The following is a 23,986-nucleotide window of genomic DNA, read 5'->3' as shown; positions in this document are numbered from 1 at the left end:
CACTCACCGCTAGCTTCGGTTCGATCGATGAACCCGTCCGGCTGGCACTAAGCGTGATGAACCCGAATATCTCCGTCCGACACCTCAATCGGGGCGAACATCCCGTCGATGCTGTCGTCATCCTGCCAACCTTTCGTCGGCCGGAGCACGTCGTTCAAACGCTCGATTCGCTGGCGGCCCAGGCAACCGACAAACGCTTCGCAATCATCGTCATGGAAAACGATGACGAAGGCCTTCAGGGTCTGGCGGCGGCGACCGAATGGTTGAAGGCTCACGGCGAGCAGGCCGGCATTGCGATCATCGCCCATGAGCGCGGCAACTGCTCGGCCTACAACGCCGGCATCGAGACCGCTCTCCACCATTACCAGACCTTCTCGCACCTTCTCATCATCGACGATGATGAGCTCGCTTCGCCACACTGGCTCGATCGGCTGATCACCGCAAGCAACGCGCTTGATGCGGATCTGGTGGGTGCGCCCCAGCTCCCCGTTTTCGAGGACGAAACCGGACGGCGCTGGTCGAAGCATCCGGTCTTCACGCCCCACTACAAGACGACTGGACGGGTGCCGATCCTCTATTCCTCCGGCAATGTCGCGATCCGGCGCCGCGTGCTGGAGGCGATGGGTCCGGAATGGCTCGATACGACCTTCAATTTCATCGGCGGCGGCGATGCAGACTTTTACACGCGCTGCAAGGCCAGAGGCTTCAGCTTCGGCTGGTGTGCCGAAGCCAATGTCATGGAAACCATGCCGGCGCGGCGCACAGAGGCCTCGTGGATCAATGCGCGATCGGTACGAAACGGCGCGATATCGGCGATCATCGAGCGACGGCATGGTCAGGGCGGCAAGAATCGCCTGAAACGCCATGCGCGCAATCTCGCTTTGCTTGCCGTCTCTCCGCTACGCTCAGTGATCCTGGCGTTGAAGACCCGCTCACCGGCCATCGGAATCTATCATGTCCAGGTGGCGGCCGGGCGTTTTCTCGCCGAATTCGGCCAGGTTGCCGAACAATATCGTCAGCCTGAGAAAAACTGAGGCAATCGAGCCGCACTCCGTGGGTTTGAACGCGGCCCAGCCGACCTATATCGGGTATGCCGCGAACACGCGGTCCCCTTTCAATCGGACGACCCGAAACGCCGCGATGCCCATGGACCGCCTCCGCCTGCTTGCCGTCGATAACGACGATCTCGAAATTTTTTCGGCCCACTGTCAGGACGCGATCGTCCGGCTGGGCGATTGCCACTACCGCAAGGCCGAGAAGCAGTTTGCCGTCGAGATGAACCGCTTTGCCTGGGAGACGGCGCAGAAGCGCAAGTTCAGCGTCTTCTCCGCGCCGAAATATGAACGGCGGAGATCGGCTCTCCATTTCGACCGCGTGACGAGTGTCCGCCGCCAGGGTCTCGAAACAGCGAGCGAGGATCAGGTCCTCGTCCTGCTGGCGATCCGCTTCTCGGAAACGGAAGCGCCGTCAGGCCATGTCGATCTGGTTTTCGCGGGTGGCGCGACGATCCGGCTCGAGGTGGAGGTCGTGGAAGCACAGCTCGCCGACGCGGGCGCCGCTTGGGAAACCCAGGCGAAACCGGATCACGACCGGACAGACCAGAACGTCTGATACGGTGCACAGCCGTTCAGCCGGGCTGCGTATCAAAGCCCCATGCGGCGCCTGCGTGATTTCAGGAAATCCGTCATTGCGAAGCGATCAAGCGGATTTCTGATGGCGATCGGCGTGGCAGGTCATATTCAGAAGACCGTGGGGCATAAGCCCCACGGTCTGATCAACGCCGGTCAGTATTCTTCGAGCTTCTGTTCCGCGCCCCAGGCATTGAGTTCCGCCTTGCGCCACGAGCCATAGGCCGCGTTCGGGAAGACGATCCATTTGTCGCCGAATTCGGACGCCTTCTGTTCGACCAGCTGCCGGCGCTCCGCCACCGAGCCTTCACCGAAGCCACCATCGAAATCGGGAAGCGAGTCGCCGAGGAGAAGCACGATCTCGTGGTCCTTGGAGACATTCGCACGGCGTTCCGTCTTGTCCGGCCCGAGCAGTTGAACCGTTTCGGCACTGACCTGCGGCAGACCGAGGCCCTTGAGGGTTTCGAGCGTGAACGCCTTCTGGTCGTCGGTCCGGTCCGAGATATAGGCGATCGTCACGCCCAGCTTGTCCGCATGATCGAGAAAGGCCTTCGCGCCGGGAATGAGCGTCGGTTTTCCCTCGCGCTCCCAGTGCCGCCATGTGTCCCAGTTGTCGTAGCGATGGCAGTTCTTCAGGTCGCGGGCGAGGAGAGCCGTATTGTCGATGACCGTCTCGTCGAGATCGGTCACGACGGCGAGCTTCGCCGGGTCGTCGGCCCCTTCCACCGCAGAGTCGAGCCGCAGGGTCGCAAGACTGTAGGCCTGCAACTGAAGCGCGGCGACCTCTGCGGATTTCTGCTGGAATTTGAGACCGGCGGTGAATTCAGCCACGGAGCAGTCGGCATCCTGCGCGGCGGCACCTGTGGCTGCGAGGCAGAGGGCGGTGAGAGCGGCGAAACGGATCATTGGAATTCCCGGACAGTTGCTGATGTCGCCGAACCTAGGTTTTGGTTGATTGTCTTGTCAATCAACCGAGCAACGCCCTGATCCCGCAACGACAAAGACCGCCGAACGTTCAGGTTCGACGGTCTTCGAAAGGGATCGCATGCCGCATCCGCCTCGGCGGATCAGGTCTCGATCAGATGTGGATGGGCTTGCCGTAGGCCGCCGCCATCGCCGCTTCGCGCATCGCTTCCGAGAGCGAAGGATGGGCGTGGCTGGTAAGCGCCACGTCTTCCGACGCACCGCCATATTCCATGACAAGCGCAGCTTCCGCGATGAGATCACCTGCGGAGGCACCGAGGATGTGACAGCCGAGCAGCTTGTCGGTCTTTGCATCCACCAGCATCTTCACGAAGCCATCGGTCGCGAGCATGGCCCGCGCACGGCCATTGGCGAGGAACGGAAACTTGCCGACCTTGTATTCGATACCCGCTTTCTTCAGCTCTTCCTCAGTCTTGCCGACCGAAGCAACCTCGGGCGACGTGTAGACCACCGACGGGATCGCATCGTAGTTGATATGGGCGGACTGGCCGGCGAGCAGTTCCGCGAGTGCCACGCCCTCGTCCTCGGCCTTATGGGCGAGCATTGCACCGCGAACCACGTCGCCGATCGCATAGATGCCGTCGACATTGGTCTTGAAGTGGTCGTCGATCTCGACCCGGCCGCGATCATCCGACTTCACGCCGGCATTCTCAAGTCCGAGATTTGCAGTGTAGGGCTTGCGGCCGGTGGCCACCAGCACGACGTCGGCGTTCAGCGTCTCGCTCTCTCCACCCTTGGCCGGCTCGAACGTGACGGATGCGCCGCCGCCATCCTGCTTCTGAACGCCGGTCACCTTCGCGCCGAGCTTGAACTCGAAGCCCTGCTTGACGAGCAGCTTCTGGAAGGCGGTCGAGATCTCCGCATCCATGGGACCGAGAACCTTGTCGAGATATTCGACGACGGTCACCTTTGCGCCGAGCCGCGACCACACGGAGCCAAGCTCCAGGCCGATCACGCCACCGCCGACGATGACCATGTGCTCCGGCACCTTTTCGAGCGCGATGGCCCAGTCCGACGAAACGATGGTATCGGTATCGAAGGTGAGATCGACGCCAGGAATGCCGGCGACTTCCGAACCGGTGGCAATGACGATGTTCTTGGCTTCCAGCGTCTCCGAAGAACCATCGTCCTTCTCGACCTTCACCTTGCCCTTTGCCTCGATCGAGCCGGTACCGATGAAGCCATCGACCTTGTTCTTCTTGAAGAGGTAGGCGATCCCGTCGACATTCGCCTTCACCGTCTTATCCTTGTGGCCGAGCATTGCGGAGAGATCGAGCTCCGGCGAGACCTTGATGCCAAGCGAAGCGTAATCATGTCCCGCCTCGTGGAAGCGCTCGGAGGCATGCAGCAACGCCTTGGACGGGATACAGCCGACGTTGAGGCAGGTGCCGCCGTAGGTCTTGCGCTTTTCGACGCAAGCGACCTTCATACCGAGCTGAGCCGCTTTGATGGCGCACACATAGCCGCCGGGGCCCGAGCCGATGACGACGAGATCGTAGGTCATTCTTCATCCTTCGCATTGTCGGAAACTGGCGTCTGCGTATCACCGACGCCTCGTTTTGCAAGCTCTTCCACGAGCCTCATCAGCTCAGGCGAACGGGCAGGGAGTGGCTTTGAATCAGGTGTCGCACGCGCGTCGGTGTTCGACTGCAGTCGCTTCGCGTAGGCCGCATAGCCACCTTCCTCGCCGAGAACGTTGTCAAAAGGCGAGAGTTCGTCGGTCAATCCGCCAGCAAGCATCACCGAAAGGATCTCGGGTTTGTCCAAGCGGATCGCCTCGAAGACGAAACTTCCGCCACTCTCTATGACCTCACTCTTGGGGCCGACCAAACCCTGTTCAAGAATATCGGCAAACGCCTTGCCATCGTCTGCCTTGAGGGCCGCATAGGCCGCGCGGTTGGCGTCCTTTTCCGCCTCACCCATCGAGGCGAGACGCTTTTCCTTTGCCACCTCAGGATCGGAAGAATTGTCGGCGTTCTCGATCACCTGAAAGTCGATATAGGCGAGCATCGGCGTGCCGTTTGCGTCGAGGCCCCAGATCACCGGATAAAAGCCGTCGCCCCAGCCAGACTGGGAAATCGCGGCCGCGCCCGTTCCTTCAGGCAATGGCTTGTGAAGGCCGAATTCCGAACTGGTCGTGCCGGGGAACTGCGCCGCGAGGACGTCGTCGTAATAGTTCGAGTAATCGTCCCCGATGCGGGCGATTTCTTCAGCCTCGCGCTTCTCAATGTCTGCCGCAAAGGCGGTGTTGGCGAAAGCCGCGAGACCGGCGTCGACGGGCACACCGTAATACTCGTCATCCTTCAGCCCCTCCGCCGATCGTCCTTCGGGAACGCCCATTGCGAAGCGATCGGGAACGCCTTCGGCGAAGCGGATCACCAAGAGCGCTGCACTCGAATATTTCGGCGTTCCGACAACGATGCTGACCGGATAGCTGCCCGGCTTCACACGTCGGCTCTGGGGCAAAGCGTCCGGCTGGACCAGCGGGTCCATGGCGACGACCCGACCGTCCGGCAGCATGAGATCGCCGATCGTCTCCGTCGTCAGGCCGCGCTCCTTCAGCGCGTCAGCAGAGAGCGAAAAAATCCTGGTGTTGGAGGAGAGTTTCGTCATGTCGATTGCCTCACTTACGCTCGGCAAGGCCAATCCAGTGAGGACCATGAAACCGGCCAACAGGGACGGCCGCATCATTCACCGCCGCCCGGGCAATCCCCGGATGTCTCGTCGAACTTGGTGTGAGCGGGCCGTAGCTTCGCCCTGGAAATCTGCAGAGGTACGAAGGGCGGTGTCGCCTGATTGGCCGGCTCGACGAAGCGCGTGACGTAGCAGCCGGAAAAGACCCGCACGGATCCGTCGGTGCCAGTCGCCTCGATCACCGTCGGCACTGACGTATAGATCGAGCCCGCCGCACCGTCGCTGATGGTATCGCCGAGCTTCAGCTTCACCCCGCCGGTCGTCTCGTAGCCCTCTTCGAACTTCGTGAAGCCGGGCCTGCCGGACTCCTCGGAGAAATAGCTCCAGGCCCGTAGATATTCTTGCCTGTCGATGGCGTTGTAGAGTGAGGTAATCAGCGAGACAGGCGTCGAGCGGTCGTCGAGATATGGGGCGGGTCCGTCTGCCGCCGCACCGTCGATCGAAATTTCGCTATCCGCGGCCGGCAGGTTCTGACCGTTTGCAACAGCGGGGGAGATCAGGCCCGTCGTCAGGAGCAGTAGGCCGCAGGTGAGCAGAGAGGACCGCGGTGTCATCGCAGAATGGCCCTTGCGCCGATACCGCGAGATCTACCGGTGACGATCATGACGCAGGTCAACACATTACCCTTTGCTTGTCCGTCACGCAGCCCAGGCCAGTTTCAGCCGCGAACGATCGAGTCATCGCGGCGGACTTCCATTTCCTCGTCACCAAGCTATAGCGCGGCGCGATTGAACAGCTCCATCACGTGCGTCCGCCGAGAAAGCGCCGCATAAGCGACTGCAGAACTGACTTATACCGCCGGACGAATGAATTGACCCGCTGGGTCAATCCACGCCCGGCAAACGGCTCAAACGCCGCTCGGACTGCCGACGACCCATGAAACCGATGGTTTCAAAGGTCCGCCGGTATTATACGAAACCCGTTCGATCGCTTCGCGATAGCGGGTTTGAAGACGCCCGCGCGCCGCTTGGGGCTTTGATACCATCCCCCGCTTCATCAGCCGGATACGCTATTATGTCGTCTCCGGTCCAAGCTTCTTCCACCCCGGATAGGCGCCGACGGCTGCGTAAGCCATCGGCACAATTGCATGGGCTACTTCGTAAAGGCCGACGGTCAATCCCGTCGGCCGTATCCCCTTGGATCAAAGATCGAGGATCAGACGCTCTGGATCTTCCAGGCTCTCCTTCACGCGCACGAGGAAGGTGACGGCTTCCTTACCGTCGACGATCCGGTGATCGTAGGAAAGTGCGAGATACATCATCGGACGGATCTTCACCTCGCCGCCGATCGCCATCGGACGCTCCTGGATCTTGTGCATACCCAAGATGCCCGATTGCGGCGCATTGAGAATCGGCGTCGACATGAGCGAGCCGTAGACGCCGCCATTGGTGATCGTGAAGGTGCCGCCCTGCATCTCCGAGACGCCGAGCTTGCCATCACGCGCGGCCTTGGCGAGGCGACCGAGTTCCTTCTCAACCTCGGCAATGGTCATCTGGTCGGCGTCACGAATGACCGGGACGACGAGGCCCTTGTCCGTGCCGACGGCCATGCCGATGTGGCAGAAGTTCTTGTAGACGATGTCATTGCCGTCGATCTCGGCGTTCACCGCCGGGATTTCCTTCAACGCATGGCAAACTGCCTTTGTGAAGAAGCCCATGAAGCCCAGCTTGATGCCGTGCTTCTTCTCGAAGAGATCCTTGTACTTCTTGCGCATCTCCATGGTCGCGGTCATGTCCACCTCGTTAAAGGTGGTCAGCATCGCGGCCGTGTCCTGCGCGCTCTTCAGGCGCTTGGCGATGGTCTGACGCAGACGCGTCATCTTCACGCGCTCCTCGCGCGGCGCATCGTCCTTCGAGGGCTCGGCCCGCTTCGGTGCGGCCGGCTTTTCCTGCGTGCTCGACGGAGCGCCCTTCGAAACGGCTTCAAGAACGTCGCCCTTCAGGATCTGACCGTCGCGGCCCGAACCCTTCACCTGATCGGAAGACACGTTCTTCTCTTCCATCAGCTTGCGGGCAGACGGTGCCGGCGGACGGCTGGACTCTGCTTCGGCCTTGCTCTCGGAAGGCTCCGGAGCGCGGTTTGCAACGGCGTTACCGGACGAGTCGCCACCGGAGGCACCTTCTTCGATCTTCATCAAAAGTGCGCCGACCTTGACCTCGTCGCCTTCGGAAACGGCGAGCTCACGGATGACACCCGCGACGGGCGACGGCACTTCCTGGGCAGCCTTGTCCGTCTCCAGTTCGAGCAGGGCCTCGTCCATCGAAACACTGTCACCGACCTTCTTGAAGATCGTTCCGACCGTTGCCTCGCTCACCGATTCGCCAGCCGAGGGGACGTTGACATCGGTCAAGGAACCACCGCCCGACTGCTGCTGATCGGACTTGCTTTCGCCGCCATAGCCGCCGGCATCGTCGGAAGCCGCTTCCTGCCTTGCTTCCCGGGAGGGCTTCTCGGTAGCATCGTCCGACGAGCCTGCCGCCGATCCCTCGCCTTCGCCGATCATGCCGATCAGCGCACCCACTTCGACCGTATCGCCCTGTTTGGCGACGATCTCCTGCAGCACGCCAGCGGCTGGCGCAGGCACTTCGACCGTAACCTTGTCGGTTTCCAGTTCGGCCAGCGTCTCGTCCTGCTCGACGCGGTCTCCGACCTGCTTGAACCACGTGCCGATGGTGGCTTCCGACACGGACTCGCCAAGGGTCGGAACTTTAATCTCGGTGCTCATGGATGTTTTCTTTCGGCGTCCTGATTCATTCGAAGGATTGAGGAAATGCCGGGCCTAGCCCAGCGCTTCCTCGAGGAAGGCTTCGAGCTGTTTGAGATGGGTCGACATGGTACCGGCCGCCGGCGATGCGGCAGCCGCACGCCCCGCATACCGCACCCGGGTATTTTCCACGCCGATATGATCGAGAACCCATTCGAGATAGGGATCGATGAATGACCAAGCGCCCATGTTCTTGGGCTCTTCCTGGCACCAGACCATCTCGGCCTGTTTGAAACGCGACAACTCCGCGATAAGGGCCTTGGCCGGGAACGGATAGAGCTGTTCGAGGCGCAGCAGGTAAACGTCGTTGATGCCGCGTTTCTCGCGTTCCTCGAAGAGATCGTAATAGACCTTACCCGAGCACATCACGACGCGCCGCATCTGCTCGTCCGATACGAGAGAGCTTTCCCCGCCCCCAAGACGCTCGGCATCGTCCCACAACAGGCGATGGAAGCTCGTCTCGCCAGCCATCTCGTCAAGGCGGGAAACCGCACGCTTGTGGCGCAGAAGCGATTTCGGCGTCATCAAAATAAGCGGCTTGCGGAAGTCACGCTTCAGCTGACGCCGCAGGATGTGGAAGTAATTCGACGGCGTGGTGACATTGGCCACCTGCATGTTGTCTTCAGCGCAGAGCTGCAGGAAGCGTTCGAGACGCGCCGAAGAATGCTCAGGTCCCTGCCCCTCATAGCCATGGGGCAGAAGCAGGACGAGGCCGGACATGCGCAGCCATTTGCGTTCGCCCGACGAGATGAACTGGTCGATCACCACCTGAGCGCCGTTGGCGAAGTCGCCAAACTGGGCTTCCCAGAGCGTCAGCGCGTTGGGCTCCGACAGCGAATAGCCGTATTCGAAACCGAGAACGGCCTCTTCCGAGAGCATCGAATTGATGACCTCGTAGATCGCCTGACCCTCGGAGATATGGCCGAGCGGAATGAAGCGATCTTCGGTTTCCTGATCGTAGAGAACGGAATGACGCTGGGAGAAGGTACCGCGCTCCGAATCCTGTCCGGAAAGCCGTACCGGATGCCCCTCGGCGACGAGCGAGCCGAAGGCCAGCGCTTCGCCAGTCGCCCAGTCGATGTTCTCGCCGCTCTCGATCATCTTCGCGCGATTATCAAGGAAACGACGAATGGTTCGGTGGACGTTAAAATCGTCCGGAACGCTGCAGAGCTTGTTTCCGATGTCCTGCAATGTCTTGAGCGGAACGCCGGTCGCGCCGCGGCGCGGCTCGTCTTCCTCTTCCGCGCGCTTCAGTCCCGACCAGGCGCCATCCAGCCAATCGGCCTTGTTCGGCTTGAAGGACTGGCTTGCCTCGAAGTCTTCGTCCAGCGCGGTGCGGAACTTGGCGATCCGATCGTCGACTTCTTGCTGGGTGACAAGCCCCTCTTTCACCAGCTTCTTGGAATAGATTTCCAGGGTCGTCGGATGATTCCGGATGACCTTGTACATCTTCGGCTGGGTGAACGCAGGCTCGTCGCCCTCGTTATGACCGTACCGCCGGTAGCAGAACATGTCGATGACGACCGGCTTGTGGAACTTCATCCGGAATTCGGTCGCGATCTTCGCCGCATAGACCACCGCTTCGGGATCGTCGCCATTGACGTGGAAGATCGGTGCTTCGACCATCTTCGCAACGTCGGACGGATAAGGCGACGAGCGCGAGAAGCGCGGATTGGTCGTGAAACCGATCTGGTTGTTGATGATGAAATGCAGGGACCCAGCGACGCGATGACCGCGCAGCGCCGATAGGTTGAAGCATTCCGGGACGACGCCCTGACCGGCAAAAGCTGCATCGCCATGGAGAAGCAATGGAAGCACCATGGCGCGCTGCTCCAGCGGCACGATGTCCGTGCGCGTCGAACCAGCGATCTGGTCCTGCTTCGCGCGCGCCTTACCCATCACGACGGGATCGACGATTTCGAGGTGCGACGGGTTCGCGGTCAGCGAAAGATGGACGTTGTTGTCGTCGAAGCTGCGATCGGACGAGGTGCCGAGGTGATACTTGACGTCGCCTGATCCTTCGACGTCCTCCGGCTTGAACGAGCCGCCCTTGAATTCGTGGAAGATCGCCCGGTGGGGCTTGGCCATCACCTGGCTGAGAACGTTGAGGCGGCCGCGATGGGCCATGCCGAGAACGATCTCCTTGAGGCCAAGCTGTCCGCCGCGCTTGATGATCTGTTCGAGCGCCGGGATCAGCGCTTCGCCGCCATCGAGGCCGAAACGCTTGGTGCCCTTGTATTTGACATCGAGAAACTTCTCGAAGCCGTCGGCTTCGATCAGCTTGTTCAGGATCGCGCGCTTGCCCTGCTCGGTGAAGGCAACGCCCTTATCCGGCCCCTCGATACGCTCCTGCAACCAGCTCTTTTCAGCCGGATTGGAGATATGCATGAACTCGACGCCAAGGGTCGAGCAATAGGTGCGCTTCAACACGTCGAGCATTTCGCGGATGGTCGCGAACTTCATGCCGAGTACGTTGTCGATGAAGATCTTGCGATCGTAATCGGCTTCGGTGAAGCCGTAGGTCTTCGGCGAAAGCTCGTTATAGTCGTCGTCCGGCTGGTTCGCGATGCCGAGCGGGTCAAGATCCGCGTGCAGGTGACCACGCACGCGATAAGCGCGGATCAGCATGAGGGCCGAAATCGAATCCTGCCGGGCGCGGTTCGCCGCTTCCTCAGTCAGGCCGACGCCCTGTTTCTGGGCCTCCTTGCGGACCTTCGTATCGATCCGCTTGTCGACATCGCCCCAATCGCCGTCGAGAGCCGCAACCAGTTCGCCATTGGCCGCGATGGGCCAATTCGCGCGGGTCCACGAGGGACCGGACGCATTTTTATGGACGGTTGCTTTCTCGTCCTTCAGGCCGGCGAAGAAATCGGCCCATTCGGCATCGACCGAAGACGGATCGTCCTCGTAAGCCGCGTACAGCTCCTCGATGTAATCCGCGTTGCCGCCGTAAAGAAACGAAGTCTCTGCAAACACTTCGTTGGCGTCATCATTGCGTGCCATGGCGTCCATTTGCGGGGGTTACGGGGCCCCGCCTCCTCGCTGCGTTGAACGACGGACGAGAGTTCGCCCGTCCTGATCTGAACCGCTGGCGGCGGCTTTCTGCGTTCGCCGTGCCAGCTTGTTCCAATTTGAGCCTGCCGTAAAGCGCTTCGTCGAGCCAGATGGGGACCGATCGACGCCTTGGCAATGCGGGTTCGCCAGATGCGAACCCTTTCGTCATTTATCGGAGGCGCCGTGTCAGCCCTTGAGAAGTTCGACGAGCGTCTTGCCGAGCTGGGCCGGCGATGGCGAGACGCGAATGCCCGCAGCTTCCATCGCAGCGATCTTGTCTTCCGCGCCGCCCTTGCCGCCGGAAACCACTGCGCCCGCATGGCCCATGGTGCGGCCCTTCGGCGCCGTACGGCCGGCAATGAAGCCAACGGTCGGCTTGGCGCGGCCCTTCTTGGCCTCGTCTGCCAAAAACTGCGCGGCGTCCTCCTCGGCCGAACCGCCGATCTCGCCGATCATGATGATCGATTCGGTCGCGTCGTCGGCGAGGAACATTTCAAGAACGTCGATGAATTCGGTGCCCTTGACCGGGTCGCCACCGATGCCGACGGCGGTCGTCTGGCCGAGGCCCTCATTGGTCGTCTGGAACACCGCCTCATAGGTGAGCGTGCCGGAACGGGACACGACACCGACGGAGCCCTTCGAGAAGATGTTGCCTGGCATGATGCCGATCTTACACTGCTCGGGCGTCAGCACGCCGGGGCAGTTCGGACCGATGAGCCGCGACTTCGAGTTTTCGAGCTTCGCCTTCACCTTGACCATGTCCGACACCGGAATGCCCTCGGTGATGCAGGTGATGAGATCGATTCCGGCCTCGATGGCTTCCTCGATCGCGGCGGCCGCGCCCGCCGGCGGCACGTAGATCACCGAAGCCGTTGCGCCGGTCCTGTCCTTGGCCTCGGCAACCGAGGTAAAGATCGGCAATTCGGTGCCGGCCGCCGCCTTTGCGCCCTCACCGGCGGTCCAGGTCTCGCCGCCTTTCTTGGGATGGATGCCGGCAACCATCTGCGTGCCGTGATAGGCAAGCGCCTGCTCGGTATGGAACGTGCCTGTCTTGCCGGTGAGGCCCTGCACGATGATCTTGGTGTTCTTGTCGACGAGAATGGACATTACGGGCGATCCTCCAGGATCTTTCGGATTTGGCGCAGTTCGTGAACGGTTTCGCGACTGGCCTCGAGAATGAGTTTGTTGAGTGCCTCGGTATCGGCCACATGGCGGTCCATGGCCCGGCGTGATCGCCGCATGAGCCAGATCGCCACGGCGATCAGCAACAGAAACGGCGACCAGACGGCCAGGATCTCAGCCATGCCCCTTACCCAACGGCGGCGACGATCTTCTTTGCGGCATCGTCGAGATCGTCGGCTGCCGTGATGGCAAGCCCGCTTTCATTGAGGATCGTCTTGCCCTGATCGACATTGGTGCCTTCGAGTCGCACGACCAGCGGAACCTTGAGGCCAACCTCCTTGACCGCCGCGACCACACCGTCCGCGATCACATCGCAGCGCATGATTCCGCCGAAGATGTTGACGAGAATGCCCTTCACGTTCGGATCGGCTGTGATGATCTTGAAGGCCGCCGTGACCTTTTCCTTCGTCGCGCCGCCGCCGACGTCGAGGAAGTTGGCCGGCTCCTTGCCGTACAGCTTGATGATGTCCATCGTCGCCATAGCAAGCCCAGCGCCGTTCACCATGCAGCCGATATCGCCGTCGAGCGCGACATAGGCGAGGTCGTATTTCGAGGCTTCGATTTCCTTGGCGTCTTCCTCGGTCTCGTCGCGCAGCGCCTTGATGTCATCGTGGCGGAAGAGAGCGTTTCCGTCGAAGGAGACCTTGGCGTCGAGCACCCGCAGATGGCCGTCCGTCATGACGATCAGCGGGTTGATCTCCAGAAGGCTCATGTCCTTTTCCATGTAGGCCTTGTAGAGGATCGGGAAGAGCTTCATGCCGTCTTCACGGGCCGCGCCATCGAGCTTCAGGGCGTCGCAGAGCTTGGCCGCATCCGCCTCGGTCACGCCATCGGCGGGCTCGATGGGCAAGTTGAAGATCTTCTCGGGCGTCTCTTCAGCCACGGTCTCGATGTCCATGCCGCCCTCGGTCGAGGCGACGAAGGCGACCTTGCCGACGGAGCGATCGACGAGAAGCGAGAGATAGAGCTCGCGATCGATGTCCGCGCCATCCTCGATATAGAGGCGGTTCACCTGCTTGCCGGCATCGCCCGTCTGCTTGGTGACAAGCGTATTGCCGAGCATTTCCTTCGCATTGGCAACGACGTCCTCGATCGACTTTGCAAGTCGCACGCCGCCCTTGGAATCGGGGCCAAGCTCCTTGAACTTGCCCTTGCCGCGACCGCCCGCATGGATCTGGCTCTTCACCACGTAAAGCGGACCGGGCAGCTGCTTGGCAGCGCTCTCCGCCTCGGATGCGTCGGTAATCGGGACGCCGTTCGCGACCGGTGCGCCGAAACCCTTGAGGACCTGCTTGGCCTGATATTCGTGAATGTTCATCTGATGCCCTTTTCGCCTTTTGGAGGCTCGTCAAAGAAAACGGGGCTGCGGTTACCCGCGCCCCGTCGAATGTCGTGAGATCAGCCGAGGCTCGGCTGGATACCGCGGCAGGCCTCCATCAGGCCCTTCACGCTGTCGACCGACTTGTCGAACTGAGCCTTCTCGTCCGAATCCAGATCGATCTCGATGACGCGCTCGACACCCCCCTCGCCGATGACGCAGGGAACGCCGACATACATGTCCGAAAGGCCGTACTGACCCGAGAGCGCGGCGGCACAGGGAAGAACCCGCTTCTTGTCCTTGATGTAGGATTCGGCCATCGCGATCGCCGAGGCGGCTGGTGCGTAATAGGCCGAGCCGTTCTTGAGGAGACCGACGATTTCCGCACCGCCGTCACGGGTGCGCTGGATGATCTCTTCGAGACGCTCCTGCGTGCACCAGCCAATCTTGACGAGATCCGTCAGCGGGATGCCGCCAACAGTCGAATACCGTGCCAGCGGCACCATCGTATCGCCGTGGCCACCGAGCACGAATGCCGTGACGTCCTCGACCGAAACCTTGAACTCGGTTGCAAGGAAGTGGCGGAAGCGCGACGAATCGAGCACACCGGCCATGCCGACGACCTTGTTGGACGGCAGGCCGGAAAACTTCTGCAGCGCCCAGACCATCGCATCGAGCGGGTTCGTGATGCAGATCACGAAGGCGTTCGGCGCGTATTTCGCGATGCCCGCGCCCACCTGTTCCATGACCTTGAGGTTCGTGCCGAGAAGGTCGTCACGGCTCATGCCGGGCTTGCGCGGCACGCCGGCGGTCACGATACAGACATCCGCACCCTCGATGGCGGCATAATCGTTCGCGCCGGAGAAAGCGCCGTCGAAGCCTTCGACAGGACCGGACTCGGCGATATCCAGGGCCTTGCCCTGGGGCGTGCCTTCCGAAATGTCGAACAGCACGACATCACCGAGGTCCTTGAGGCCTGCCAGGTGAGCGAGCGTGCCGCCGATCATGCCGGAACCGATTAACGCGATTTTGTTGCGGGCCATGCCTTGGGTCCTTCTTGTCTGGCAACGGGAAGCACGAAGCATGTCCCGCGCGAATCTGTTGGCGGCCGGCCGTTCGTCAGAAACGGCCATAGCCCTGGAACGGCCACTTAATGCGCCGTTGGCTTTCTTGCACTGCACCCTGGCCACATTCGCGCGTCTTACGCCACGAATTCCGGCAGTTTGCTTTAAAGCTTGGGGGTGGGATAGCCCGCACGCGAATGTGGCGCAACAGCACCAAACACCCGGCCGAACTATTCAAACGGTTAGATTGTTCGATGTCTTCACGCTTTTTCGAAAAAGCTGTGGCCAACCTCGCAACGCCGACGAGGAGCATCACTCCGAAGCCGCGCGCTGGCGATTTTTTGCAGCGCACACACGACCGTGCCTCCCGAGCTTGGACGCCGCCGTCCGGCAACAGGAGCCTCCAGCCAAAGCTCCTCGCGCGATGTGCGCTTGCCGGGGCGCTTCGCGGACGATCACCCTTTTCGAACGACTGGTCGAGCGATAGCCGTCACGTTGCGCACATTTAAAGTTGTTGCTCAGCGAACAAATATAGAAATAACAGTAAAGCCTTTGCGCCATCGTCGCGTGTATTAAATCGCACTGTTTTTTTTCTAAGCGCGTAAACACTTGCCTCGAGATATCATATGGCCCGCAGTTTCGAGCTTATTCCGGCCCTTTCCCATGGCTTCGGCATTCTTGCGATTCTCGCCATTCTCTCGGTTGCCTATGGTGCCATTCGCTTAAGCTCCTTCGGACCGAAGGGCCAAGCGCTTCTGCTAGGTGGGGCGACAAGCTGCGCAGTGGCACTGGGAACGATCCATCAGACCCATTTCAGCGGTGGATGCGAGCTCGACAGTGGAGCCTTGGTCGTGGGGATCTCTTCTGCGTTCGGCGGCCCGATCACGGCACTTGTCGGCGGCGGTTTCGCGGCAATTCACAGTATCTAGCATGATCAGGAGGGTTTGATCGCAGGCATCGTCTCCCTGTGCATCAGCATTGCGGCAGGTCTCGTCTGGCACGCGATGTTTCACGCACAACGCGAGAAACGTCCTCGCGACCTCCTCATCCTTGGTCTTCTGGTGTCTTTGCACGCAGCTCCCATCCTGATGACCGAAGCAGCGCCATTATCGCAGATCGGCGCGATCCTCGGCCTCGTGAGTTCGAGCGTCATCTTCGCTCTCTTTCTCGGCTCCCTCATGCTTCGAGAAGACCGCATGATGCGTCGGGAGGCAGAGCTATCGCGCGCAGCGCTTCGCGATCCGCTGACCAAGGTCGCCAACCGCCGAGGCTTTGGGCTTACCCTTCGAGCGATCAAGGAACGGCGGGAGCAACGCCCGCTCGCTGTGCTTGTTGTCGACATCGATCATTTCAAACGCGTCAACGACCGATTTGGTCACACGGCGGGCGACCAGATCCTGCAGGTAATTGCCGCAAAGCTGAGGCTTACGGCGGGCCGCGAAGCAACGGTCGCACGCTTCGGCGGCGAAGAGTTCGTCGTTCTGCTGGACGATACGTTGCCGTGCGACGCCCGCTCGATTGCGGAAGATGCGCGCAAGTCGATCTCCGATTGGACATCGGTCGACGAGAAGACGACAATCGACGTGACGGTCTCAATCGGAGTTGCCGGCGCTCTGAATGCCGAGGACACGGACCGCCTGATCCGCGAAGCCGACGACGCTTTGTATCAGGCCAAAGCCGATGGCCGAAATTGCGTGCGCGTTCATCAGGCATCGTCCGCGCCATTGCCGATCTACGGTCCCATTGCGAAAGACTGCCGCAGGTTCAAGGCTTCGAACACCGCTTCCAAGCGCTACCCATTGGCCTCCTGAGGCGCGGCATGGCCTGAAGGCATATAGGTGTCGCTTCGCATCTCGAAGAGGCGGGACACCGTGCGTTCGAACTCGAATCGCTCCGTACCGGATGGAGCGGTGTAGAGTTCCTTTGCCGGCACCTCGGCCGAAATGACCAGCCTGCGGCCGGCATCGTAGAGGGTGTCGACCAGGTTGATCAGGCGCTTCGCCTCGTTGCGCTCTGAAACCGTCAAGGCCGGAACACCCTCGAGAACGACCGTATGGAACCGCCTTGCGAGAGCGATGAAGTCCTGCGCGCCCAGCGGCCTTTGCAGCAATTGCTCGTATTGGAATCGTGCCGCGCCATTGCCCGCGCGCGGAACGGGAATCGTCCGGCCTTTGACCGACAAGGAGGCTGCGTGTTCCTTCTCTCCCGACAGGAGCGAATTCCAGACCTTTTCCACCCGCGCCTCGGCCTGATCGTCCAGCGGCGTGATGTAGAGGTCTTCGGTGCCAATGGCGGCAAGCCGGTAATCTTCGCCGGCATCGAGGGCGAGCACCTCCACATTGTCCTTGAGCTTGTCCACGAATGGCAGGAAGAGCCCGCGATTGAGACCGTCCTTGTAGAGATCGTCCGGCGCGACGTTGGAGGTCGCCACGAGAACGACCCCCTCCTGGAACAGGGCCTCGAACAGCCGGGACAGGATCAGAGCGTCGGCGACGTCGGTGACGGTGAATTCGTCAAAGCACAGAAGCAGGCTTTGCTCTGCAATCTGCCTCGCCACCGGCGGCATCGGATCATCCTGGGACGCGGTGCCTTCCCTCACCTTGTCGCGATGGGCGCCGATCCGGTCGTGAACGTCCCCCATGAAGGCATGGAAGTGGACCCGGCGCTTTTTCGACACGGAGCTCTGCCGGTAGAACATGTCCATCAGCATCGTCTTGCCGCGACCGACGGAGCCGTAGACGTAAAGGCCCTTCACCTTCTCAGGCTTACCCTTCTTGCCGAACAACCAGCCGAGCGCACTCGACTTCGTTGCGACGGAGCGGTTGGAGAGATCGTGATCAAGGCGATCCAATCGATCCGCAAGCAGCTTCTGCGCGGGATCCGGTTCGATCTCGCCGCGCTCGATCAGGCGCTCCAGCTGCGAGCGCACAGGCCCCGCTCTTTTGCGTTCAGGTATGGTCGACGAACTGGCCATCATCGCTCCGGTATCTGGCGGAAACAGTGCCCACCCTTTCCGGCGGATGTGAATAGGCAAGTTTGAAGTGCAGTAAAAGCCCGCTCCTTCAACCCCAGCAATTGGCTCTTGTGCCGATGCGGTGATAGGAGATGCGCGGCGCCCTAAACGAGAGACGAGACGCATGGCAGACACGGCAGGAAGGCGGGACGCGGCCGTCACCCGCGCGACCAAGGAAACCGAGATCGAGGTCCGCGTCGATCTCGATGGGACCGGGACGTCCGATATCACGACCGGCGTCGGATTCTTCGACCACATGCTCGATCAGCTTTCCCGGCATTCCCTGATCGATATCACCGTCCGGGCGAAGGGCGATCTCCACATCGACGATCACCACTGCGTTGAGGATACGGGAATCGCGCTCGGTCAGGCCATTCGTAAGGCGATGGGCGATCGCAAGGGCATCCGCCGTTACGCATCCCTCGATCTTGCCATGGACGAGTGTCTGACCCGCGCGGCGATCGATGTCTCAGGCCGGCCGTTTCTGGTGTTTTCAGCCAAGTTCACGCGCGCGAAGATCGGCACGTTCGACACGGAGCTCGTGCGCGAATTCTTTCAGGCCTTCGCCCAGAACGCCGGACTGACCCTTCATGTCACCAATCTTTACGGCGACAATTCCCATCACATCGCGGAAACCTGCTTCAAGGCGGTCGCGCGCGTACTCGGGGAAGCTCTTTCCATCGATCCGCGACAGGCCGATCTCGTTCCGTCCACGAAGGGAATGCTGGCGTGACGCGCGAACGGGCCGATCGCCGAGGAAGAACGCAGCCATGAGCGGCAAACGCTGGGTCGTGCTGGAGCCGCCGGCAGCGGGTGAGAACGAGACAACAGCCGATGCGCGTTTCGTGAAGGACGCCTTTGCGCCGCTTGCCTTTTTCTTTTTATTCTTCTGGCTGTTCTGGCACCGCCTCTGGCTGGCTGGAATCGTCGTTCTCGCGCTCGACGTCACCTTCATGATGATTGGCTGGTGGCAGGGGCTCGGGCTCCTGTCCTCTGCCGCGCAATTCGGGCTCGCTTTGCTGGTCGGGCTCGAAGGCCGAAATCTCATCGTCAGCAACCGCTTGAAGAAAGGCTGGCGGATGGCATCCGTCGTCCGGGCCGATTCGATGGCCGAAGCCGAGCTTCGCTATTTCAACGCCGACGCCGGCAGGCCGAGATCGGAACCCGAAGCGCACGAGACCGCACCTGACGCAAAGCCGCATCTTCCGTGGACCGCGCGAACCGCGTAAGGCGCTTTCCAAGAAACTCCATGACGCAGGCAGGGCGTGCCTCAATGCAGACCGTCACGATTATCGATTATGGCTCCGGCAATCTGCGCTCGGCGACGAAAGCCTTCGAACGCGCCGCAAGAGGCATCGATCCGGATATCCGAATTCTTCTGACCGACGATCCGGCCGAGGTCCGGGCAGCGGACCGCATCGTGCTTCCAGGCGTCGGCGCCTATGCCGATTGCCGGGCCGGTCTCAACGCGGTGCCCGGCATGGTGGATGTGCTCCGGGAAGCCGTGGAGCGAAACGCGCGGCCCTTCCTCGGCATCTGCGTCGGCATGCAGCTGATGGCGGAGCGCGGTCTGGAAAAAGCCGTGACGGAGGGGCTTGGCTGGGTCAAGGGCGACGTCGTCAAGATTCAGCCGAACGACCCAGGCCTGAAAATTCCGCAGATGGGCTGGAATACGCTCGACATCGAGACGCCGCATCCGCTCATGGATGGCATCGAGACCGGCCCGGATGGACTGCACGCCTATTTCGTTCACTCCTACCATCTGGCCGCCGCGCGTTCCGACGAGCTTGTCGCGACAACCGATTACGGCGGACCGGTGACCGCAATGGTTGCGAGCGGCAATAAGGTGGGGACGCAGTTCCATCCGGAGAAGAGCCAGATGCTCGGGCTCCGTCTGATCGCGAATTTCCTCGAATGGAAGCCTTGAGATGTTTGTCTTTTTCTCAAATCGCCTTGGCTGCCTCGGCTCCATTCTCGTCTCGGTTCTCTTGACGATCGTGCTGCTCGCCGTCTTCCAGATCATCTAAACAATTCGAAAGTCCGTTCCGTGCCCATCCTCTTTCCCGCCATCGATCTCAAGGATGGTGCCTGTGTTCGTCTGAAGCTCGGCCTCATGGATCAGGCGACTGTCTACAACGCCGATCCGGCGGGACAGGCCCGCGAGTTTCGCGATGTCGGCTTCAGCCACCTCCATGTCGTCGACCTGAACGGCGCCTTCAAAGGCGACTCGGTCAATGGTGAGGCGGTGGATGCCATCCTCGCAGCCGTCGGCACCGAGATGAAGGTCCAGCTCGGCGGCGGCATCCGCACCATGGCCGATATCGAGGGCTGGCTCGACAAGGGCCTGTCGCGCGTGATCCTCGGCACCGTCGCGGTTCGGGACCCTGACCTGGTGAAAGAGGCCGCGAAGCGCTTCCCCGGTCAGGTCGCCGTCGGCATCGACGCCAAGGGCGGCAAGGTGGCCGTCGAGGGCTGGGCCGAAACCTCCGAATTGACAGCCGTCGATCTGGCAAGGCGCTTCGAGGATGCCGGCGTCTCGGCCATCATCTATACCGATATCGACCGGGACGGCGTCCTTGCCGGCATAAACTGGCCGGCGACGATCGATCTGGCAGAGGCCGTCTCGATCCCCGTCATCGCCTCGGGCGGCCTTGCCTCCATGGCTGATATCGTCCGCATGACGATGCCGGACGCCCTGGCACTGGAAGGCGCGATCTCCGGGCGGGCCCTCTACGATGGACGCATCGATCCGAAGGAGGCGCTCGAAGTCCTGTCTGCCGAAAACGCCTGACGCTGTACGGATTTAAGCGACAGAATTCAGAAATCGCTTCACGGCACTGTTGAACTCTTCCGGCGCATCGATGTTCGGCACATGGCCGCCGTCGACGACGACGATTTCCGCACGACCGAGACGGCGGGCGATTTCGCCGGCATGGGAAACGACGACGCGGGTCTCATGACGACCGAGGATGACGAGACAGGGCTTGTCCGCGATCTCGATCGCGACCGGGTCGGCCGCAACGATGGCGGCATAGGTTGCGACGATCGCCTCCGGCGCCATCTGGGAGAACCCCTCGACGAAATACTCGCCGGCCTGCCGGCCTACCCATTTCCAGCCTAGCAGCAACCGCGCGAGGGTCAGCCCGAGACGCGCGGTCTTCCTGCGGCCGATAAGGCGAAAGAACGGCCACAGGATCCGTTGAGGACCCATCCATTCGAGGATGCTTCGAACGGGACCGGTGAGGGACAGCGCAAGCGGCGTATCGGCGAGTATCAGTCCGGCGATCCGATGCGGGGCGAGCGAGGCCATCGACAAAGCGACCATGCCGCCCAGCGAGACGCCGCAGATCAGTGCACGCTCGATGGCAAGCGCGTCCAGCAAGGCGATCATATCGCGCGCATGGGCCTCGATTGCCAGATCTTCCGATGGCCCGGTGGTTGCTCCGTGGCCCCGAAGATCCGGCACCACGACGCGCCGTTCGCTGGCAAACGCCTCCGCCTGCCTTGACCAGACCTTTCGGGTCTGGACGGCGCCGTGGAGGAAGATCAGCGGCGGGGCGTCGCATTCCGCCCGATCGAAGTCGTCCAGCGCGAAATGCGTCCCGTCGATGTCGACAATCTTCAATGGCTGTGAGGCTGGCGTCAAAAGATAAGATCGACCCTTCAGGCGATGCGTCCGGCGATTTCCAGCGATGCCCATTGCTGGTAGACTGCAGGGCGATGAACATCCAGTCGCAACCCACCATAACCGCAGACGAATTCCTCCGCTGAAACGAGGGCCGCGAAGGAAAACGTAAATTCGTGCATGGGAAAATTTGCGAGATGATGACCGGCGGAAGCAGGAAGCATGCAGAGCTCATTCTCAATCTCGCGATGGTATTGCGGACTGCGCTGAACACCGACGAGCACGGTGTGTTTCAGCGCCCGGAGATGGTCGAGAGTGCAGCATCCAGGCTGCCGCTTTCCGGATTCGATTTCACTCTCAAGCTTGCCGACCTCTACCACGGCATCGCATAAGCGTTCGAAAAGCAAGTTCGAGAGACCGCAGCTTAACCATGACCCTCAAGGCCCGCATCATACCCTGCCTCGATGTCAAAGACGGCCGTGTCGTCAAAGGCGTCAATTTCGAAGGCCTGCGCGATGCCGGCGATCCGGTGGAGGCCGCCCGCGCCTATGACGCGGCGGGGGCAGACGAACTCTGCTTCCTCGACATCACAGCCTCTTCGGACGAGCGCGAGACGATCGTCGATGTGGTCCGCCGAACGGCGGAACAATGCTTCATGCCGGTGACCGTCGGCGGCGGCGTGCGAACGGTTCAGGACGTACGGACACTTCTGCTCGCAGGCGCGGACAAGGTTTCGATCAACACCGCCGCGGTCAATCGACCGGAATTCGTCGGCGAGGCCGCGGACAAGTTCGGCGACCAGTGTATCGTGGTCGCGATCGATGCGCGCCGTGTGACAGAGAGCGGAGCGGAGCCGCGCTGGGAGATCTTCACCCATGGCGGTCGTCGGGAGACCGGCATCGATGCAATCGAGTTCGCCCGGAAGGTCGTTGCTCTTGGCGCCGGCGAAATCCTGCTGACCTCCATGGACCGCGACGGAACCAAGGCCGGATTCGATCTCGATCTCACCAAAGCTGTCAGTGATGCGGTCGCCGTTCCCGTCATCGCCTCCGGCGGAGTCGGCACCCTCGATCATCTGGTCGAAGGGGTGACGAAGGGCGGCGCTGCGGCGGTGCTGGCCGCATCCATTTTTCACTTCGGCACCTATACGATTGCCGAGGCCAAGGCGCATATGGCTGCAGCCGGGGTTCCCATAAGGCTCGATCCAGCCGATATTTCAGCGCACGCCGCCTGATTCGCCGACCGCGGAAACGACAGATCGATGACAAATTTCAGCCTTTCCGATCTCGAAAAGATCGTCGCCGACCGAGCCAGCGCATCGTCAGCCGAGTCCTATACGGCGAAGCTGAAGGACAAAGGCATCGGCCATGTGGCGAAGAAGCTGGGTGAAGAAGCGACCGAGACCGTGATCGCGCTGGTATCCGAGGATGACGAACGGGTCACCTCCGAGAGCGCCGATCTTGTTTACCATCTCCTTGTGGCCCTCCATCTGCGCGGCATACCGGTCTCCGATATTTTCGCCGAACTCGGGCGCCGGACATCGATGAGCGGACTGGACGAAAAAGCTTCCCGAACGCCTGACGGTTCGCTCGACGGGTGAGAGAGCGGATGGATCAGCTCGAACCGACGCCTTTTTCGCCTTACCGGGTCTTTTCGGCGGAGGAATGGTCTCAATTCCGAGCAGATACGCCCCTGACACTCTCTGCGAGTGAACTTGAGCGCATCCGCTCGATGAACGATCCGGTGGATCTTGACGAGGTCACCCGGATCTATCTGTCCCTGTCGCGCCTTCTTTCGGCCCATGTCGAGGCATCGCAGGTTCTGTTCGAGCAGCGCCAGCAATTTCTTTCGGGCAACGGCACCGGCCACAAGACGCCATTCGTCATCGGCATCGCGGGATCGGTGGCGGTTGGCAAGTCGACCACGGCCCGCTTGCTTCAGCTGCTCCTCGGCCGCTGGCCTCACTCCCCGAAGGTCTCTCTTGTCACGACCGACGGTTTCCTGTTCCCGAACGCGGTTCTCGAATCCAAAGGCCTCATGCACCGCAAGGGATTCCCGGAAAGCTACGATGTCGGTGCGATCCTGCGTTTCCTGTCCGATATCAAGGCGGGCGCACCGCGCGTGACGGCGCCAGTGTATTCGCACTTCTACTACGACGTGACACCCGGCGAGCAGGCGGTCGTCGACCGGCCCGATATCCTGATCTTCGAGGGGCTGAACGTGCTTCAGGTCCAGAAAATGCCGCCCGATGGGCGAGCCGTGCCCTTCGTATCGGACTTCTTCGACTATTCGATCTATATCGACGCCGAGGAACCGGACATCCACGACTGGTATATCGACAGGTTCATGCGCCTGCGCGAGACCGCCTTTCGCGAGGAAGATTCGTTTTTCCACCGATATTCTCAAATCGCGGAATCCGCCGCCCTGCAGAAGGCCGAGGCTCTCTGGGCCGATATCAATGCAGTCAATCTGCACGAAAATATCTTGCCGACGCGCCCTCGGGCCGATCTCATCTTGAAGAAGGGACGCAATCACCTGATAGAACGGGTGGCTCTCCGTAAGCTTTAGAAGCGAAAAACGAAGGGATAAGTACACTTGCTGCGAACTTCGTCATAGTGCGACAATCATTTGTCTTGCGAATGAAATTCAGGATCGACGGC

Annotated in this window: 25 protein-coding genes; 12 read left to right on the top strand and 13 right to left on the bottom strand. The window is 61.2% G+C overall.

Going from position 1 to position 23,986, the window contains the following annotated elements; all coding sequences use genetic code 11:
• The first annotated feature begins 56 nt into the window (after positions 1-56).
• Entirely contained in the window at positions 57-1,034 is a 978-nt protein-coding gene (locus tag ABDX79_RS11145; RefSeq protein WP_346220367.1) for a glycosyltransferase family 2 protein, read from the top strand.
• A gap of 112 nt (positions 1,035-1,146) precedes the next feature.
• Positions 1,147-1,611: a DUF2948 family protein gene (locus ABDX79_RS11140; protein WP_346220366.1), complete on the top strand. Its 465-nt coding sequence runs from the start codon at positions 1,147-1,149 to the stop codon at positions 1,609-1,611.
• Positions 1,612-1,784: 173 nt separating this feature from the next.
• Here the strand turns inward: ABDX79_RS11140 and ABDX79_RS11135 are convergent, their stop codons facing one another.
• From ABDX79_RS11135 to mdh, 10 genes are all read right to left on the bottom strand, one after another.
• On the bottom strand, positions 1,785-2,534 hold the full coding sequence (locus ABDX79_RS11135) for a 5'-nucleotidase, lipoprotein e(P4) family (protein ID WP_346220365.1): 750 nt from the start codon (positions 2,532-2,534) through the stop codon (positions 1,785-1,787).
• A gap of 172 nt (positions 2,535-2,706) precedes the next feature.
• Complete coding sequence (gene lpdA, locus ABDX79_RS11130) at positions 2,707-4,116, bottom strand: dihydrolipoyl dehydrogenase (RefSeq protein ID WP_346220364.1); 1,410 nt, start codon at positions 4,114-4,116, stop codon at positions 2,707-2,709.
• Positions 4,113-5,225: a DUF4241 domain-containing protein gene (locus tag ABDX79_RS11125; protein WP_346220363.1), complete on the bottom strand. Its 1,113-nt coding sequence runs from the start codon at positions 5,223-5,225 to the stop codon at positions 4,113-4,115. The genes lpdA and ABDX79_RS11125 overlap by 4 nt, the downstream gene beginning before the upstream one ends.
• 74 nt (positions 5,226-5,299) lie before the next feature.
• Entirely contained in the window at positions 5,300-5,860 is a 561-nt protein-coding gene (locus tag ABDX79_RS11120; RefSeq protein WP_346220362.1) for a hypothetical protein, read from the bottom strand.
• 587 nt (positions 5,861-6,447) lie between these two features.
• Entirely contained in the window at positions 6,448-8,031 is a 1,584-nt protein-coding gene (gene odhB / locus ABDX79_RS11115; protein ID WP_346220361.1) for a 2-oxoglutarate dehydrogenase complex dihydrolipoyllysine-residue succinyltransferase, read from the bottom strand.
• A gap of 54 nt (positions 8,032-8,085) precedes the next feature.
• Positions 8,086-11,073: a 2-oxoglutarate dehydrogenase E1 component gene (locus ABDX79_RS11110; RefSeq protein WP_346220360.1), complete on the bottom strand. Its 2,988-nt coding sequence runs from the start codon at positions 11,071-11,073 to the stop codon at positions 8,086-8,088.
• Positions 11,074-11,310: 237 nt separating this feature from the next.
• Positions 11,311-12,231: a succinate--CoA ligase subunit alpha gene (gene sucD / locus ABDX79_RS11105; protein ID WP_346220359.1), complete on the bottom strand. Its 921-nt coding sequence runs from the start codon at positions 12,229-12,231 to the stop codon at positions 11,311-11,313.
• On the bottom strand, positions 12,231-12,428 hold the full coding sequence (locus ABDX79_RS11100) for a hypothetical protein (RefSeq protein WP_346220358.1): 198 nt from the start codon (positions 12,426-12,428) through the stop codon (positions 12,231-12,233). Before ABDX79_RS11100 ends, sucD begins: the two co-directional genes overlap by 1 nt.
• Before the next feature lie 5 nt (positions 12,429-12,433).
• Positions 12,434-13,624 (bottom strand): ADP-forming succinate--CoA ligase subunit beta, encoded by a 1,191-nt coding sequence (gene sucC, locus ABDX79_RS11095; protein WP_346220357.1) that lies wholly within the window; start codon positions 13,622-13,624, stop codon positions 12,434-12,436.
• An 80-nt stretch (positions 13,625-13,704) separates the two neighbouring features.
• Positions 13,705-14,667, bottom strand: coding sequence for a malate dehydrogenase (mdh, locus tag ABDX79_RS11090; protein ID WP_346220356.1), 963 nt, complete (start codon positions 14,665-14,667; stop codon positions 13,705-13,707).
• A gap of 647 nt (positions 14,668-15,314) precedes the next feature.
• Here mdh and ABDX79_RS11085 point away from each other — a divergent pair.
• Both ABDX79_RS11085 and ABDX79_RS11080 read left to right on the top strand, forming a co-directional pair.
• Complete coding sequence (locus tag ABDX79_RS11085) at positions 15,315-15,617, top strand: hypothetical protein (protein ID WP_346220355.1); 303 nt, start codon at positions 15,315-15,317, stop codon at positions 15,615-15,617.
• Positions 15,618-15,632: 15 nt separating this feature from the next.
• The gene (locus ABDX79_RS11080) at positions 15,633-16,499 is read left to right on the top strand and encodes a GGDEF domain-containing protein (protein ID WP_346220354.1); all 867 of its coding nucleotides are present in this window, start codon (positions 15,633-15,635) and stop codon (positions 16,497-16,499) included.
• Here the strand turns inward: ABDX79_RS11080 and zapE are convergent.
• Positions 16,481-17,665 (bottom strand): cell division protein ZapE, encoded by a 1,185-nt coding sequence (zapE, locus tag ABDX79_RS11075; protein ID WP_463671154.1) that lies wholly within the window; start codon positions 17,663-17,665, stop codon positions 16,481-16,483. The genes ABDX79_RS11080 and zapE overlap by 19 nt on opposite strands.
• A 160-nt stretch (positions 17,666-17,825) precedes the next feature.
• On the opposite strand from zapE, the gene hisB reads away from it, so the two are divergent.
• The 4 genes from hisB (at position 17,826) to hisA (ending at position 20,492) form a co-directional block, all read left to right on the top strand.
• Positions 17,826-18,434: an imidazoleglycerol-phosphate dehydratase HisB gene (hisB, locus tag ABDX79_RS11070; protein WP_346220353.1), complete on the top strand. Its 609-nt coding sequence runs from the start codon at positions 17,826-17,828 to the stop codon at positions 18,432-18,434.
• 37 nt (positions 18,435-18,471) lie between these two features.
• Positions 18,472-18,930 carry a DUF2628 domain-containing protein gene (locus ABDX79_RS11065; protein WP_346220352.1) on the top strand — a complete coding sequence of 153 codons (459 nt, stop codon included), beginning with the start codon at positions 18,472-18,474 and terminating at the stop codon, positions 18,928-18,930.
• Positions 18,931-18,974: 44 nt separating this feature from the next.
• Positions 18,975-19,628, top strand: a complete 654-nt coding sequence (gene hisH, locus ABDX79_RS11060) for an imidazole glycerol phosphate synthase subunit HisH (protein ID WP_346220547.1) — start codon at positions 18,975-18,977, stop codon at positions 19,626-19,628.
• A 120-nt stretch (positions 19,629-19,748) separates the two neighbouring features.
• The gene (gene hisA, locus ABDX79_RS11055; protein ID WP_346220351.1) at positions 19,749-20,492 is read left to right on the top strand and encodes a 1-(5-phosphoribosyl)-5-[(5-phosphoribosylamino)methylideneamino]imidazole-4-carboxamide isomerase; all 744 of its coding nucleotides are present in this window, start codon (positions 19,749-19,751) and stop codon (positions 20,490-20,492) included.
• A 12-nt stretch (positions 20,493-20,504) separates the two neighbouring features.
• Here the strand turns inward: hisA and ABDX79_RS11050 are convergent, their stop codons facing one another.
• Both ABDX79_RS11050 and ABDX79_RS11045 read right to left on the bottom strand, forming a co-directional pair.
• The gene (locus ABDX79_RS11050; protein WP_346220350.1) at positions 20,505-21,347 is read right to left on the bottom strand and encodes an alpha/beta fold hydrolase; all 843 of its coding nucleotides are present in this window, start codon (positions 21,345-21,347) and stop codon (positions 20,505-20,507) included.
• A gap of 17 nt (positions 21,348-21,364) precedes the next feature.
• Positions 21,365-21,508: a hypothetical protein gene (locus ABDX79_RS11045; protein WP_346220349.1), complete on the bottom strand. Its 144-nt coding sequence runs from the start codon at positions 21,506-21,508 to the stop codon at positions 21,365-21,367.
• Positions 21,509-21,523: 15 nt separating this feature from the next.
• On the opposite strand from ABDX79_RS11045, the gene ABDX79_RS11040 reads away from it, so the two are divergent.
• The 4 genes from ABDX79_RS11040 to coaA are packed head-to-tail and all read left to right on the top strand — an operon-like array spanning position 21,524 to position 23,894.
• Complete coding sequence (locus ABDX79_RS11040; protein WP_346220348.1) at positions 21,524-21,718, top strand: hypothetical protein; 195 nt, start codon at positions 21,524-21,526, stop codon at positions 21,716-21,718.
• A gap of 38 nt (positions 21,719-21,756) precedes the next feature.
• A complete protein-coding gene (hisF, locus tag ABDX79_RS11035; RefSeq protein ID WP_346220347.1) occupies positions 21,757-22,560 on the top strand; it encodes an imidazole glycerol phosphate synthase subunit HisF in 804 nt (267 codons plus the stop codon).
• Between the two features lie 27 nt (positions 22,561-22,587).
• Positions 22,588-22,926, top strand: a complete 339-nt coding sequence (locus tag ABDX79_RS11030; RefSeq protein WP_346220346.1) for a phosphoribosyl-ATP diphosphatase — start codon at positions 22,588-22,590, stop codon at positions 22,924-22,926.
• Positions 22,923-23,894 (top strand): type I pantothenate kinase, encoded by a 972-nt coding sequence (gene coaA / locus ABDX79_RS11025; RefSeq protein ID WP_346220345.1) that lies wholly within the window; start codon positions 22,923-22,925, stop codon positions 23,892-23,894. The genes ABDX79_RS11030 and coaA overlap by 4 nt, the downstream gene beginning before the upstream one ends.
• The last annotated feature ends 92 nt before the right edge of the window (positions 23,895-23,986 follow it).

It is taken from the genome of Fulvimarina fulva, assembly GCF_039652615.1.
GTDB lineage: Bacteria > Pseudomonadota > Alphaproteobacteria > Rhizobiales > Rhizobiaceae > Fulvimarina.
This window is presented reverse-complemented; position numbering and strand designations above follow the sequence as displayed.